Origin of the sequence: Pelagerythrobacter marensis, assembly GCF_036700095.1 — a bacterium.
GTDB lineage: Bacteria > Pseudomonadota > Alphaproteobacteria > Sphingomonadales > Sphingomonadaceae > Pelagerythrobacter > Pelagerythrobacter marensis_A.
On the sequence record NZ_CP144918.1, the window covers coordinates 1,815,056 to 1,829,881 of the forward strand.

Here is a 14,826-nt window from a genome sequence, read left to right on the forward strand (position 1 = left end):
TATGTGACGATGTTCGAAGATTTCTACGGCCTGACCGGGCGCCCCTTTCAACTGACGCCCGACCCCGATTTCTATTTCGAAAGCACGACCCATCGCAAGGCGCTGTCCTACCTCGGCTATGGCATGGCGCAGGGCGAAGGCTTCATCGTCATCACGGGCGAGGTCGGCGCGGGCAAGTCCACCCTCGTCGCGCACCTGATGCAGAAGATCGACCACAGCCGGATGACCGTGGGCCAGATCGTCACCAGCAATCTCGACGGCGAAGAACTGGTCTATGTCGTGGCCCAGAGCTTCGGCCTCGATATCGAAGGGCACGACAAGGCCGGCGCGCTGGGCGCGATCGAGGCTTTCCTGCACGAAGAGGCGCGCAGCGGGCGCCGCTGTATGCTGGTGGTCGACGAATCGCAGAACCTCAGCGTCGAGGCGCTGGAAGAGCTGCGGATGCTGTCCAATTTCCAGCTCGGCTCGCATCCGCTGTTGCAGACGCTGCTGCTGGGCCAGCCCGAATTCCGGCAGGTCCTTGCCGAGCATCCGGCTCTGGAACAGCTGCGCCAGCGTGTGATCGCCACGCACCATCTCGAACCGATGGGCGAGGAGGAGATCGAGCCTTATATCGCGCATCGCCTCCGGTGCGTGGGATGGGACGGCAATCCCGAATTCGACCGGCGCATCTTTGCCGAGCTGCACCAGGCGGCGGGGGGCATTCCGCGCAAGGTGAACCAGGTGGCGACGCGCCTCCTGCTGCTGGGCGCGGTGGAGCAGCGCACGCGGATCGACAGCGCCATGCTGCGCGCGGTGCTGGAGGAAATGCAAAGGGACAGCGCCTCTTCCGAAACCGAGCCGGGCGCGACGAAGCCCAGGCTCGGCCCGGTTCCGGCCTCGGGCCCGGTCAAGCACGCGGCGCGGGCGGGCGCGGCGGAGGAGCCGCAGGCACCGGCCGAGCCGTCCGTCGACCTGATGGCGATGCTCGCCGAACGCGACGCCCAGATCGCCGAGCTTCAGCAGGCGGTGATCGAACTGTCGCACGCGATCGAACGCGGCGACGGGGAGACTGCCGACCTGAACGAGCGGGTCGCGGCTTTCGGGCGGCGGCTGGACGAGCAGGAGCGGTCGGTGCGCGAAGTGCTCGCCATGCTGATCGAGTGGATCGAAACCGGACAGCCGCCCCGCGTTGCGGCCTGAGGAGGCGCTTGTGGCCGAACGCCCGATCGTCAACGGCCTTTCGGTCGATGTCGAGGACTGGTTCCAGGTCGGCGCCTTCGAGAAGGTGATCGACCGCCAGGACTGGGACAGCCTCGCGCTGCGGGTGGAAGACAACGTCGCCCGCATTCTCGACCTGTTCGGGGAAGCGGGCGTGAAGGCGACGTTCTTCACACTCGGCTGGGTGGCGGAACGCAACGGCCCGCTGATGCGGCGGATCGTCGATGCCGGGCACGAACTGGCCAGTCACGGCTACGACCACGCGCGCGTGTTCACGCTCGACCGCCGCCGCTTTGCAAACGACATACGTCACACGCGCAAAATTCTGGAAGATGCCGGCGGCGTCGCAGTAACCGGCTACCGCGCGCCGAGCTTCTCGATCGATGCGCGCACCCCGTGGGCCTACGACGAACTGGTCGAGCAGGGTTACAGCTACTCCTCCAGCGTCGCGCCCGTGGCGCACGACCATTATGGATGGCGCGCGGCGCCGCGGTTCGCTTTCCGCCCGGTCGCGGATGCCGCGCTGCTCGAGATACCGGTGACCACCGCGATCCTCGGCGGGCGCCGGGTCGCGGCGGGCGGCGGCGGGTTTTTCCGCGTGCTGCCCTATGGCTTTTCGCGTTGGGCCATTCGCCAGGTCAACCGGCGCGAGGGGCGCCCGGCGATATTCTATTTCCATCCGTGGGAAATCGATCCGGATCAGCCGCGAGTGCCCGGCGCCCCGGCCAAGTCGCGCCTGCGCCACTATACCAACCTTCGCCGCATGGCCCCCAAGCTGCGCGAACTGGTGCACGAATTCGCCTGGGGCCGCATGGACGAGATCGCCCGCCGCGAGGGGCAGGGCGCGATCCCGCTGGCGGCATGAACGCGCCTTTCGCCATGACGAGAACGGGGCTCGCACTGGCGGACCTGAACGATCCGCCGGAAGCGGCACGGATCGAAGCCTTCGTGGCGGATGCAGGCGGCACGCTCTTCCATCGCCCCGCCTGGTTGCGCATGGTGGAGCGCGGGACGGGGCAGCGTGCGCTGGGCATCGTGGCCCGACGCCGCGGCACGATCGCGGGGTGGCTCCCGCTCACCCGGGTGCATTCGCCGATCTTCGGCCGCGCGCTGGTGTCGAGCGGGTTCGCGGTTGGTGGCGGCATTCTCGCCCCCGACAGCGAGGCAGCCAACGGGCTGGCGCAGGCCGCCGAGGAACTGGCCTGTCGCCGCAGTTGTCCGACCGTCGAACTGCGCGGCGGAGCCATGCCGGGCGGATGGGACACTCGCAGCGATACTCATGTCGGCTTCGTCACGGCTCTGGCGGATGACGACGAGGCGCAGCTGCTGGCCGTTCCGCGCAAGCAGCGGGCGGAAGTGCGCAAGAGCCTGGCCGGCGATCTTTCGGTGCGCGTCGGCCGCGGGGAAGGCGATCGTGCGGCGCACTACGCCGTCTATGCCGAGAGCGTGCGCAACCTCGGCACCCCGGTGTTTCCCCGCAGCCTGTTCGATGCCGCGCTGGACGAACTCGACGCCGATATCCTGACAGTGTTCCACCGCGACGCACCCGTCGCAAGCGTGCTGTCCTTCTACCACAGCGGCACGGTCCTGCCCTACTGGGGCGGGGGCACATTCGCGGCACGGCGGCTGCGGGCCAACGAACGGATGTATTTCGAACTGATGCTCCATGCCCGGCGGCGTGGCTGTATGCGGTTCGACTTCGGCCGTTCCAAGACCGGCAGCGGCCCGGCCGCTTACAAGAAGAACTGGGGTTTCTCGCCCGAGCCGCTGATTTACGCGACCTGGAGCATGCCGGGCAGCTGGGGGCGGAACATCGACCCGACCGACGACAGCTATTCGGCGAAGATTGCCCTGTGGAAGCGTCTGCCGCTGGAGCTGGCCAACCGCATCGGGCCGCCTATCGCGCGCGGACTTGGCTGATGGAGGGCGAAATCCTCTTCCTGGCGCATCGGGTGCCGTTCCCGCCCGATCGCGGCGACAAGATCCGCTCGCACCACCTGTTGCAGGCGCTGGCGAAGATCGCGCCGGTCCACGTCGGATGCCTCGGCGAAACGGCGAGCGATATGGCGCAGGCAGGCGAGCTGGGCAGGATGGCCGCCAGCCATTGCCTCGTTCGCCGCAAGCGCAATCTCGCCGCCGCGGGGGCGGAGGCGCTGTTGCGCGGGCGCCCGGTCAGCCTTGCCGCTTTCGACCATCCGCGTCTGCGCCGCTGGGTCGGCGAGACGCTGGCCGCACGGCCGATCGATACCGTGTTCGTGTTTTCCGGCCAGATGGGTCAATACGTGCCCGAAGACTTTCGCGGGCGCGTCGTCATCGACCTGTGCGACGTCGATTCGGCCAAATTCGAGGCTTACGGTGCGCGAAAGGGCGGCTTGCGCGGACGGATCGACCGGCGGGAAGCGCGCTTGCTGGCGCGCGAGGAAGAGCGCCTGGCCCGGCGCTGCGATGCCACCTTGCTGGTAAGCGAAGCGGAGGCAACCTTGTTTCGCAGCCGGCTGACGGACCCTGCCGCCGCCGATATTCGCACGGTGCGCAACGGGATCGACACGGCAAGGTTCGATCCGGCGCGGATCGCGCCGCACCCGCAGCTGGTCGGCAGTCCGGGCCCGCATCTCGTGTTCACCGGGCAGATGGACTACGCACCCAATGTCGAGGCGGTGCGGCGCGCCGCCGAACGCATCCTGCCGGCGATCCGCCGGACGCATCCCGGTGCCGTGCTCCACATCGTGGGGCGCGCGCCGGTGGCGGGGGTGCGCGCTCTCGAACGGCATAGCGGGGTGCGGGTATGGGGCGAGGTCCCCGATGTCCGCCCCTTCCTGGCAGGCGCCGATCTCGTGCTGGCCCCACTGGCGATTGCGCGCGGAATCCAGAACAAGGTGCTGGAGGCCATGGCGATGGCCCGGCCGGTGGTGCTTTCGCCGGAAGCAGCGACCGGGATCGAGGCGAGGGACGCAGAGCACTTCGCCGTCGGGGATGACGATCCGGCGCTGATCGAGCGGGTCCTGTCGTTGCTGGCCGATCCTTCGATGGCGCAGGAGATGGGGGCAGCGGCGCGGCGATATGCGGTCGAGAGGCAGGGCTGGGCCGCGATGCTGGCGCCCCTGGCCGACCTCGTCGGGGCCGCCCCGCAAGGGCGGAGGCAGCGGGATGCCGCCTGAGGCCATCCTCTCGCCGCCGCGCAGTCGATTGACGGACCGGGTTGCCGATGGCTGGCGCCTGCCGCTTGCACGGCTGGGTCTGGCCTGGCTGACGCTGTTCCTGCTGACCGGCCGCGACTGGCTGACGATGGCCGACAAGTGGTGGAACGTTTCCACCTACAACCATGTCCTGTTCGTGCCGCCGATCGTCGGCTGGCTGGTGTGGAACCGGCGGCGCGAGCTGGCTCGGCTCGTGCCGCAGGCCTGGGGTCCGGGCCTGGTACTGCTGGCCGGAGCCTTGTTCCTGTGGCTGCTGGGCACGCTAGCCGGGGTCAACAGTGCGAGCCAGCTGGGCGCCGTGCTGGCGCTGCAGGCAGCCGTTCCGGCGCTTCTCGGCCCGCGGGTGACCGCGGGGCTGGTGTTCCCGCTGGCCTATATGCTGTTCCTGGTGCCTTTCGGCGACGAACTCGTGCCCGCCTTGCAGATGGTGACCGCCGATATCGTGATCTGGCTGACGCGGATCAGCGGCATTCCGGCCCATATCGAAGGTGTCTTCATCGATACCCCTGTCGGATTGTTCGAAGTGGCGGAGGCGTGTTCGGGCGTTCAGTTTCTCGTCGCCATGCTGGCATTGGGCGTTCTGATCGCGCAGACCTGCTTCCGGAGCTGGGGCAGGCGTATCGCATTTCTCGCCTTTGCCCTCGCGCTGCCGATCCTTGCCAACGGCGTGCGCGCCTGGGGCACGATCTATATCGCCCAGTTCCAGGGGATCGCGTTCGCCGAAGGGTTCGATCACATCTTCTACGGGTGGATTTTCTTCGCGCTCGTCGTCGGCATTCTGCTTGCGCTGACCTGGCGCTGGTTCGACCGCGATCCCGAAGATCCGGGGATCGATGCGCAGACCCTGCTGAATTCCCGTGCACTCGGCCAGCTGAGCCGCGGTGCGGTCGGCGCGAACGCCGCGCTTGCCGGCGTTGTCGCGCTGGCGGCCGGTTTCGCGCTCTGGGCTGGATACGCGTCCCGCATCGAGGCGGACGTGCCCGCCAGAATCGCCTTGCCCGCCGTGCCGGGATGGCAGCAGGTCGATTACAACCCGCAAGTGGACTGGGCGCCGCGGGCAAGCGGTGCCGCCCACCGTCTGCTCGCACGCTATCGCAACGATGCGGGGGACGAGGTCGATGTGTTCTTCGCGCTCTATCCGGCGCAGGGCGATGCGCGCGATGCCTCCGCTTATGGCGAAGGCGCGCTGGTGCCCGATACGCCGTGGCGCTGGGTGGAGCCGGGCCGGCACTCTCCCGAAGCCGCGGGGGAGGTCCTGCTCGCCAACGGCACCGTGCCGCGCATCGCGGAGACGAGCTGGCGCACGGGAGACCTCACGACGGGCAGCGTGGTGCGGCTCAAGCTCGCGACGATGCGCGACCGTTTGTTGCTGCGACGGCGCCCGACCGCCACGCTGATCCTTTCGGTCGAGGGCAGGAACGCCGAAGCGAGTGCGGAGGCGATCGACCGGTTCGTTGCCGCGATGGGTGGACGCGGCGCGTGGATGGACCGCGCGGCCGGCCTGCGATAGAGGCCGGCCCATGTGCGGCATCGCCGGGATCTTTCATTGCGGCACTCCCAAGCCGGTCGATCCCGAGCGTGTCGCGCGCATGTCGGACGCGCTTGCCCATCGCGGGCCCGACGGTTCGGGGGTCTGGACCGGCCCCGGCGTCGGTCTCGGGCATCGCCGGCTCTCGATCATCGACATCGAAGGATCGCCCCAACCGATGCATTCGGCCGACGGGCGCGCGACGATCGTGTTCAACGGCGAAATCTACAATTTCCGCGAGCTTCGCCGCGAGCTGGAGAATCTGGGCGAACAGTTCCGCACCGATGGCGATACCGAGGTGATCCTGGCCGCCTGGTCGCGCTGGGGAATCGAGTGCCTGCCGCGGCTGCAGGGCATGTTCGCCTTTGCGCTCTACGACGCGCACCGGCGCGAACTCGTGCTTGCGCGCGATCGGCTGGGGGTGAAGCCGCTGTTCACCGCCCACCTGAGCGACGGCAGCCTGGCCTTCGCCTCCGAACTCAAGGGCTTGCTCGCCCACCCGCTCCTGCGTCGTCAGGTCGATCCGTTTGCGATCGACGACTATATGGCGTGGGGCTACGTGCCCGATCACCGCTCGATCCTGAAAGGGGTGAAGAAGCTCCCCGCCGGCCATTACCAGGTTCTGCGGCACGAGACGCCGCCGCCGCCGCCGGTGCAATGGTGGGATGTCGACTTCAGCCGGCGCCGGAGCGGCTCGACCGCGGACCTTTCGGCGGAACTGCTGCACCATATGCGCGAGGCCGTGCGTTCGCGCATGGTCGCCGATGTGCCGCTGGGTGCGTTTCTGTCGGGCGGCGTCGATTCGTCTTCGGTCGTGGCGCTGATGGCGGAAAGCGGCGGCGATCCGGTGAGCACCTGCTCGATCGGCTTCGACGTTGCGGAGCTGGACGAAACGCGGCACGCGGAAAAGGTCGCGCGCCTTTTCGCCACCGATCATCATGCTCGCTCGGTCGATCCCGACGATTTCGCAGCCGCAAACCGGATCGCCGGCATGTTCGACGAGCCTTTTGCCGACGCCTCGGCCCTTCCGACCTGGCGCGTCTGCCAGCTTGCGCGCGAGAAGGTGACGGTCGCGCTTTCGGGCGACGGTGCGGACGAGGCGTTCGCCGGCTATCGTCGCCAGGTTTTCCATGCGCGCGAGGAACAGGCCCGGGCGGTCATTCCGGCGGCGCTCCGCAGTTCCCTGTTCGGCGGCCTGGGCGCGATCTGGCCCAAAGCCGACTGGGCGCCGCGCCCCTTCAGGGCGAAAGCGACATTGCTGTCTCTCGCCCGCGACGGCGCCGAAGGATATGCGCGCGCCGTGGGCGTCGTGCCCCCGGAAACGCGCGCGCGGCTCTATGCGGACCGGTTCGCGCGCGAGATCGACGGATACCGGGCAGAGGATGGCTTCACCCGCCTGATGCGCGATGCCCCGGCGCAAAGCGGGCTGGACCGGGCGCAATACGCCGATCTCAAGTTCTGGCTGCCCGGCGATATTCTGACCAAGGTCGACCGAACGAGCATGGACGTCGGCCTCGAAGCGCGCGAGCCGCTGCTGGATCATCGCCTGATCGAATTTGCCGCCCAATTGCCGCAGCGAGAGCGGATCCGCGGCCGTCAGGGCAAGTGGCTGCTCAAGCACACCATGCGCCGCTACTTGCCCGACGACGTGCTGTTTCGCCCGAAGCAGGGCTTCGTCACCCCAATCGCGCAGTGGCTGCGCGGGCCGTTGGCCGGGGAGGCGCGCGCCATCGCGACCGGCGCACGCCTGGCGAGGACGGGCTGGTTCGATGCCGCGCACCTCGCACGAATTGCCGAATCGCACATTTCCGGCCGATCGGACAATTCGCGCCTGCTGTGGCAGCTCCTGATGCTCGACCGCTCGCTGGATCGGCTGGGAATTACCGGTTGAGGCGATCAGGCGCCTGCGATGCCCCAAAGTGGGACCGCTGCACAGAATGATTAATTAATCGTTTGCCAGCCGAGACCGGCTTCGTTTACCTTTATGTAAATCGAGAGAGCGATGCCGCCAGACGAGCGGGGGGATCCCAATGGATCGGGTAAGTTCAAGGTCGGATAACGAGCAGGTTGATTCGACCGCGAAAGCATCGGCCATTTCGCTTACGAATGATGAAGAAATGCTCGTAACGGAGGGCAGGCGTCATTCCTCTATTCCCGAAGGATTGTTTAATCTTCAGGAGCTTGACGTCTTCTACGAAGACGAAACCCACACGCTGTGGACTTATATGAATCCTGCCGGACGCCCGAGCTTTACCCCGGGAATGCTCAGCGATTTCGAGAACTGGCAGGTCTATATCGAACAGGGCTTCGGCCCCGAGAAAGTGCCGCTGCGGTTTCTCGTGCTCGGCAGCCGCTCCCCCGGGGTCTTTTGTTTCGGTGGCGATCTCGACCTGTTCCAGCGTTTGATCCGCCTTCGCGATCGCGACGCTCTCGTGCGTTACGGCCACCGGTGCTGCAAGATCCTGCATCGCAACATGGCCTCGCTCGATCTGCCGATGTTGACGGTCGGCCTGGTCGAGGGCGCCGCACTGGGCGGCGGTTTCGAGGCGCTGCTGTCGTTCGACTACATCGTGGCGGAGCGCGGTGCGACGTTCGGCCTGCCGGAAATCATGTTCGGACTTTTCCCGGGCATGGGGGCCCACGCGCTGTTGAGCCGCAAGGTGGGCGGCGCGATGGCCGACCGGCTGATCGTGTCGAACGAGACTTATACGGCAGAGCAGATGTACGACATGGGTCTGGTCCACCGGCTTGCGGAAAACGGGGAAGGGCTTGCCGCCTGTCGGGACTTCATCAAGAAGTCGGAGCGGCGCCATGCCGGTCTGGTTAATTCGCGACGCGCGATGAAGGTCGCCTGGGCTCTCGAACTGGCCGAACTCAACCGCATTACCGAGCTATGGGCCGATTCCGCGCTCCAGCTGCGCGAACAGGACCTCAAGGTCATGGGCCGCCTTGTGGCCGCGCAGGCGCGGCTCGCCAAGGCGGCCTGAGGGGGCGAACCTCCCGAGTCCCAGCGAAGGCTGGGACCTCAGGCCGCTGGCGCTTCGCCCGATAGCCTGAGACCCCAGCCTTCGCTGGGACCTGTCTCCTTTATCGCAACTCTAGCTAGCGGGCGTCGACCAGCACTACCTGCGCGTCGTCGATCGCTTCGACGACGATCTCCTCCTCGCTGGTGACGGCAATGCCGTCGCGCGGAGCGGCTTCGACGCCGTTCACCCGAATGCGGCCGTCGGGGGCGACGAGATACTGGTGCCGCTCGCCGGAGGTGCGCCAAGTCGCCGACTGGCCCGCCGAGAGGGTCGCTGCGGCCACTTTGGCGTCGGTGCGGATCGGCAGGGCGTCGTCCGCCTCGGGCGTGCCGCTGGCGACGATCTCGAACCCGCCCTCGCGCGCGGCCTTGGGGAACTCACGCTGGCCCCACGCGGGGGCTTCGCCGCGCCGGTCAGGGATGATCCAGATCTGGAACAGCGTCGTCTCTTCGTCCTCGAGATTGTACTCGGCATGGGTGATGCCGGTCCCCGCACTCATGACCTGAACGTCGCCAGCGGCGGTCCGCCCTTCGTTGCCCAGACTGTCTTTATGCGTGATCGCGCCGGTGCGGACGAACGTGACGATTTCCATGTCGCTGTGCGGGTGCGGCGGGAAGCCGCTCTTCGCCGCGATGGTGTCATCGTTCCACACGCGGATCGCGCCCCAGCCTATGCGGTCGGGATCGTGATAGCTCGCGAAACTGAAATGATGGCGTGCATCGAGCCACCCGTGGTCGGCCGCGCCCAGCGTGGCGAAAGGTCTGACATCGATCATCGATTTTCTCACCTCGGCGGGGTGTTATCGCCGGAATAATCGATAAGTGGGGCCCGTGGGCGGCGATTCAACCCTGGGCGCCGTGGCCCAGCGCCATGTAGTCTGCGCTGCGCATTTCCTCCAGTCGGCTGACCGTCCGCGCAAATTCGAAACTGCCGTCGCCGGCGGGATAGAGGCCGGACGGTTCGGCATCGGCCGTGGCGAACAGCTTGACCCGCAGTTCGTAAAGCGCGTCGACCAGCTTGGTGAAACGAATGGCCTCGTTGCGCCGGTCGGGGCCCATGACCGGAATGCCGACGACGATCACGGTGTGATAGGCGCGGGCGATCGCCAGATAGTCGGCCGCGCCGCGGTTTTCGCCGCACAGGCGCTTGAAACTGAAGACGGCGACGCCCTTCAGGCTCTTGGGCACACGAAGCGTGCGTCCGCCCCCGAGATCGAGATCGGCGCTCGGCACATGGGCAGCGTCTTCGGGCTTGTAGTCGGTCAGCCGAAAAAAGGCCTCGCGAACCTGGGCGGTGGATTCGGGCCCGAGCGGGGTGTGCCAGTTGTCGATTTCTCCCAGCCGGTCGAGGCGATAGTCGACCGGGCCGCTGAGCGCCAGAACGTCCAGCTCCTCCTCCACCAGGTCGATGAAAGGCAGAAACAGCGAGCGGTTGAGCCCGTCCTTGTAAAGATCGCGCGGGGGGCGATTGCTGGTGGTCACCACGGTCACCCCCTCGTCGCGGATCAGGGCTGTGAACAGCCGGCTCATGATTGCCGCGTCGGCGGTGTTGTTGACCACCATCTCGTCGAACGCCAGGCAGCGCACCCCTTCGGCAATGCGGGCTGCCGCCGGTCCGACCGGATCGCCGGCCTCCTTCGCCCGTTCCTCGCCGATCAGCGCGTCGACCTCCAGCATGAAGGCGTGGAAGTGAACGCGGCGCTTCCGCTCGATCGCGAGAGTATCGACGAACAGGTCCATCAGCATGGACTTGCCGCGGCCCACGCCGCCCCACATGTAGATTCCGCGTGGGGGGGCGGGCTTGCGCGCGAAAAGACGGTCGAGAAAGCCGGGCTTGCCGCGCTCCAGCGCATTCTGAAGGGCCTGGAGCCGTTCGGCGGCGGCGCGCTGCTGCGCGTCGGGACGCAGCTCTCCGGCCGCCACCAGCGCTTCGTAGCGCGCAAGCATTCCGCTCACTTGCGGCTTGCCTTGCGCACCAGCGCCGTGAACCCGGCGACGAGGTGGTCGCGCTGGACAACCTCGCCGCGCAGGAACAGCAGGCGCCCGGTCTCACGCAGGATCTCGACCACGGCGTCGAGCGGCTCGTCCACTTTCCCCGCGCCGATGAATTGGGTCGAAAGCTCCAGGGTTACCGCCGGACCTGCATCGCCGCAGGTCAGCGTGCGCATGGCTGCAAAAAGCGAGATGTCGATCAGCGACAGCGTAACGGCGCCGTGAATCATGTCCTGCAGGTTCGTATGGCGCCGCTCGGGAAACATCCGCAGGCGGCACTTGTCGCCCTCGGTCCGGACCAGCATTTCGCCCATGACGACGGGATTGAACCGCGTTTCGTCGCGCAGCCGCCAGGTGTGCCAGCCGGGATGATCGGGATGCTCCCGGTATTCGAACGCCGACGATTCGCTGTTCACGCTCAGATCTGGCGCTCGACCAGCATCTTCTTGGTCTCGGCAATCGCCTTGGCCGGGTTGAGCCCCTTGGGGCAGACATTGGCGCAGTTCATGATCGTGTGGCAGCGATAGAGCCGAAACGGGTCCTCCAGCGCGTCGAGCCGCTCACCGGTCATTTCGTCGCGGCTGTCGGCCAGCCAGCGATAGGCCTGGAGCAGGATCGCCGGGCCGAGGAACTTGTCCGAATTCCACCAGTAGCTGGGGCACGCGGTCGAGCAGCAGGCGCACAGGATGCATTCGTAAAGTCCATCCAGCTTCTCGCGCTGTTCGGGGCTCTGCAGCCGCTCCTTGCCGCTGGGCGTCGTGGAAACGGTCTGCAGCCACGGGCGGATCGATGCGTACTGGGCATAGAAGTGCGAGAAATCGGGCACCAGGTCCTTCACCACGTCCATGTGGGGCAGGGGGGTGATGCGGATTTCTCCCTTCAGGTCCTCCATCGCGGTGGTGCAGGCGAGGCCGTTCTTGCCATTCATGTTCATCGAGCACGAACCGCAGATCCCCTCGCGGCACGAGCGGCGGAAGGTCAGGGTGGGATCGACCTCGTTCTTGATCTTGATCAGCGCGTCGAGGACCATGGGCCCGCAATCGTCCAGATCGATCTCGAACGTGTCGTAGCGCGGATTTTCGCCGCTGTCGGGATCGTAGCGGTAGATCCGGAACTTCTGCACTCGCGCGGCCCCTTCGGCCCGGTGGACGTTGCCCTTGCGCGAGATCTTCGAGTTCTTGGGGAGGGTGAAGGTCGCCATTGTTCGATCCTGTTGCTTTGGCAGTCTCTCTAGCGCTTCGCAGTGCGCTGGCAAGGGCGGCGCGCAAACTTCATCGATCCATCAGCCCGTGACGAAGAAGGCCTTCGGCCAGGATGGTTTCGATCAGCTCCGACTGGTTCCACCCGGCCAGCGCCGCCGCGCGTCCGAAAACCTTCTGCGACCAGAGATTGCAGTTGAGATTGAGTTCGAGGAACGTGATCTCCCCCGTTTCCTCGTTCACGCGAAATTCGAACCGGCCATAGTCGAACGGGCGATATTCGTTCCAGGCCTTGCGCGTTAGCTCCGCGATTCGCGCCGCCATCTCCCGGTTCTCGAACGGGTCGAGCGAGTATTTCTGGCTCCGATCCACGAGGTCGCGCTTTTCCTGGTATGTGCGCAAGTGCGAGGGGTCGGCCTGGCGGAAGATCATCATCGGCAGGATCGCCGGTTCGCCGCGCACCGTGATGACCGGCACCTCGACATCGCTGCCCTCCAGGAACGGTTCGACCAGGGCGTCATGCCCCAGTGCGTGGACAGCCGCTACGGCCTGCTCCACGCTGGCCAGGTCGGTCGCGTCGTTGACGCCCCAACTGGCCGAAGAGGCATTGGGCTTGATGACGTAGCGGTCGGCCTGCGGCACCAATGCCGGATCGACCGGGGCGCCGCGGCGGAAAATCGCCCAGGGGGCGGTCGGCACGCCGGCGACTTGCGCCGCTCGCTTGGCGAGGTGCTTGTCGTCGGAAAGCCCGCGCAGGATCGGGCTCGCACCGAGATAGGGGATGCCCTTGCGCTCGCACAGAAGCGGGCAGAGCATTTCCGAATTGAAGAACCCCGCCCGGTTGAGCAGCGGAAAGACGAAATCGACGTCCGGGTTCTCGAACAGGATCTCGAACCGGTCGGCGAGCACGAGATTGAGGCCGAGCCCTTCGAGCACCTGCCGCATCTCACGATGATAGAGCGCGTGATTGCCGTCTTCCGGGTGAAGCTCGCCTTCCCACAGCGCGTTCTTCGCAATGAAGAGGATGCGTAATCGCTCCTTCACCGCAGGATCGATCGTCATGGGTCGGAGTTCGGTCACGAGAGCGGCCTCTTTCTGATGCTGCCAGACTGTCGTATTGCAGCAATTGCGGTGGCGTGCGTCCCTAAGTCTGTTAAGGCTGGGCGCAAGCGAAAATGCAAGCCGGGTCGACGATGCCAATATCCACCAGCAACCTGTCGCCCGACTTTGCCGCCGACGACCGGACGCACGATCTGATAGCCTTGCTGGCCGGGGGTGGCGACGAACGCCTCGTGCTCGACCCGGAAACCGGGCTCAACCGATATATGTCGGGGCCGTATCCGCGCGACGTTCTCGCCTATGCCTCGTCCACCGCCAACGATATTTCGCCCGCCGCCTTTCGCTATCTGCTGGACCGGCCAGAGGTCGGTCCAGCCGGCTATGCCGGCGCGCTGGACGCGCTTCGCCGCCGTCTGCGCGCGGTTTTCGCGCTGGAGAAAGACGTCGGGATCGTTTTTGCTCCCTCGGGCACCGATCTCGAATACGTTGCGCTCGCGGCGACAATCGGCCGGGCGCCGGGCGGCGTGCACAACGTGCTGCTGGGCGCCGACGAAGTCGGGCGTGGCTGCATCCATTCGGCGGCGGGCAATTTCTTTGCCAGCAGGACGCCGCTCGATCGCACGGTCGAGGCAGGGGAGAGCGTGCGCGGGCTGGAAGCCGTTTCGCTGTCGGATATTCCTGTGCGATGCGGCGAAGGCCATGCCCGCAGCAGCCGCGAGATCGCGGCTGCGATCGACCGGGAAGTGGAATGGGCGCGTGCCGACGAGCGGCATGCGCTGGTGCATGTGGTTCACGGGTCGAAGACCGGTCTCATCCTGCCGCGTCTGGCAGAGCTGGACCGGCTTCGGGCGCGTTGGGGCGATGCCATGACGGTCGTGGTCGATGCCTGCCAGGTGCGCCTCGCGCCCGGGGATGTGGCAGCTTATCTCGATCGCGGCGCGATCGTGCTGATGACCGGTTCGAAGTTTATCGGCGGGGTTCCGTTCAGCGGTTTTGCCCTGGTGTCTGCGGCGCATATCCGGGCGGCCCCGCCCTTGCCGACCGGGTTCGATGCGCTGTTCCGCCGTGCCGAATGGCCGGAGAACTGGCCGGGTCGGCAGGCTTTGGCCGACGACGCCAATCCCGGCCTGCTGGCGCGGCTGGACGGGGCGGTGTTCGAACTGGAACGCTTTCGGGCGCTTCCGGCAGCCGCAATCGCCGCTGTCGTCGATACGTTTCAGCGCGTCCTCGCGCAGGAACTGATAGTACCGCTGGGCTTGCGCGAGGTCGAAACGTCCGCCGAAGACGGCGCGAGTGTCGCGGCGGACAATGTCGATCTTCTCAAGACACTGGTCACGCTCGACGTTTCGATGCTGCCGTCGGCCCGGACTTTCGACCGGGCGGTTGCATTGCATGCCCGCCTGGCGCGCGCCGGCATCCGGCTCGGCCAACCGGTCAAGAGCGTCCGCCTGCCCGGTGGCGAGTGGGGCGGCACTTTGCGCGTGGGGCTGTCGATGCCGCAAATCGCTGCCCTTGCCGCCGTGGAGCCGCCGATCCGCGAGCGGTCGCTCGCGGAACCGTTCGGCACGGTCGCGGCGGCATTGCGCCAGCAGGACGTTGTCGACGCCTGAGCCGGATGGGTAGCCG

At 66.7% G+C, this 14,826-nt stretch carries 13 protein-coding genes; 8 read left to right on the forward strand and 5 right to left on the reverse strand.

Features of this window, described 5'->3' with window-relative positions; genetic code table 11:
* The first annotated feature begins 9 nt into the window (after positions 1-9).
* The 7 genes from V5F89_RS08570 to V5F89_RS08600 all read left to right on the forward strand — a co-directional run bounded on the left by V5F89_RS08570 (position 10) and on the right by V5F89_RS08600 (position 8,912).
* Positions 10-1,182, forward strand: a complete 1,173-nt coding sequence (locus V5F89_RS08570; protein WP_338445240.1) for an XrtA/PEP-CTERM system-associated ATPase — start codon at positions 10-12, stop codon at positions 1,180-1,182.
* A gap of 10 nt (positions 1,183-1,192) precedes the next feature.
* On the forward strand, positions 1,193-2,065 hold the full coding sequence (locus V5F89_RS08575) for an XrtA system polysaccharide deacetylase (RefSeq protein ID WP_338445241.1): 873 nt from the start codon (positions 1,193-1,195) through the stop codon (positions 2,063-2,065).
* Positions 2,062-3,120 carry a FemAB family XrtA/PEP-CTERM system-associated protein gene (locus tag V5F89_RS08580; protein WP_338445242.1) on the forward strand — a complete coding sequence of 353 codons (1,059 nt, stop codon included), beginning with the start codon at positions 2,062-2,064 and terminating at the stop codon, positions 3,118-3,120. The genes V5F89_RS08575 and V5F89_RS08580 overlap by 4 nt, the downstream gene beginning before the upstream one ends.
* Positions 3,120-4,358, forward strand: coding sequence for a TIGR03087 family PEP-CTERM/XrtA system glycosyltransferase (locus V5F89_RS08585; RefSeq protein WP_338445243.1), 1,239 nt, complete (start codon positions 3,120-3,122; stop codon positions 4,356-4,358). The genes V5F89_RS08580 and V5F89_RS08585 overlap by 1 nt, the downstream gene beginning before the upstream one ends.
* 28 nt (positions 4,359-4,386) lie before the next feature.
* On the forward strand, positions 4,387-5,907 hold the full coding sequence (gene xrtA, locus V5F89_RS08590) for an exosortase A (RefSeq protein WP_338445244.1): 1,521 nt from the start codon (positions 4,387-4,389) through the stop codon (positions 5,905-5,907).
* Positions 5,908-5,917: 10 nt separating this feature from the next.
* Positions 5,918-7,816: an XrtA/PEP-CTERM system amidotransferase gene (locus V5F89_RS08595; RefSeq protein WP_338445245.1), complete on the forward strand. Its 1,899-nt coding sequence runs from the start codon at positions 5,918-5,920 to the stop codon at positions 7,814-7,816.
* A gap of 271 nt (positions 7,817-8,087) precedes the next feature.
* Positions 8,088-8,912, forward strand: a complete 825-nt coding sequence (locus tag V5F89_RS08600) for a crotonase/enoyl-CoA hydratase family protein (protein ID WP_338445246.1) — start codon at positions 8,088-8,090, stop codon at positions 8,910-8,912.
* Between the two features lie 115 nt (positions 8,913-9,027).
* Here the strand turns inward: V5F89_RS08600 and V5F89_RS08605 are convergent, their stop codons facing one another.
* The 5 genes from V5F89_RS08605 to V5F89_RS08625 all read right to left on the reverse strand — a co-directional run bounded on the left by V5F89_RS08605 (position 9,028) and on the right by V5F89_RS08625 (position 13,221).
* Positions 9,028-9,726: a pirin family protein gene (locus tag V5F89_RS08605; RefSeq protein WP_338445247.1), complete on the reverse strand. Its 699-nt coding sequence runs from the start codon at positions 9,724-9,726 to the stop codon at positions 9,028-9,030.
* Positions 9,727-9,793: 67 nt separating this feature from the next.
* Positions 9,794-10,906 carry a cell division protein ZapE gene (zapE, locus tag V5F89_RS08610; RefSeq protein WP_338445248.1) on the reverse strand — a complete coding sequence of 371 codons (1,113 nt, stop codon included), beginning with the start codon at positions 10,904-10,906 and terminating at the stop codon, positions 9,794-9,796.
* The gene (locus V5F89_RS08615; RefSeq protein WP_338445249.1) at positions 10,903-11,358 is read right to left on the reverse strand and encodes a PaaI family thioesterase; all 456 of its coding nucleotides are present in this window, start codon (positions 11,356-11,358) and stop codon (positions 10,903-10,905) included. The genes zapE and V5F89_RS08615 overlap by 4 nt, the downstream gene beginning before the upstream one ends.
* Positions 11,359-11,360: 2 nt before the next feature.
* Complete coding sequence (locus V5F89_RS08620) at positions 11,361-12,143, reverse strand: succinate dehydrogenase iron-sulfur subunit (protein WP_160732288.1); 783 nt, start codon at positions 12,141-12,143, stop codon at positions 11,361-11,363.
* 70 nt (positions 12,144-12,213) lie between these two features.
* Positions 12,214-13,221, reverse strand: a complete 1,008-nt coding sequence (locus V5F89_RS08625; protein WP_338445250.1) for a phosphoribosylglycinamide synthetase — start codon at positions 13,219-13,221, stop codon at positions 12,214-12,216.
* A gap of 113 nt (positions 13,222-13,334) precedes the next feature.
* Here V5F89_RS08625 and V5F89_RS08630 point away from each other — a divergent pair, with 113 nt between their 5' ends.
* Positions 13,335-14,810, forward strand: coding sequence for a hypothetical protein (locus tag V5F89_RS08630; RefSeq protein ID WP_338445251.1), 1,476 nt, complete (start codon positions 13,335-13,337; stop codon positions 14,808-14,810).
* The last annotated feature ends 16 nt before the right edge of the window (positions 14,811-14,826 follow it).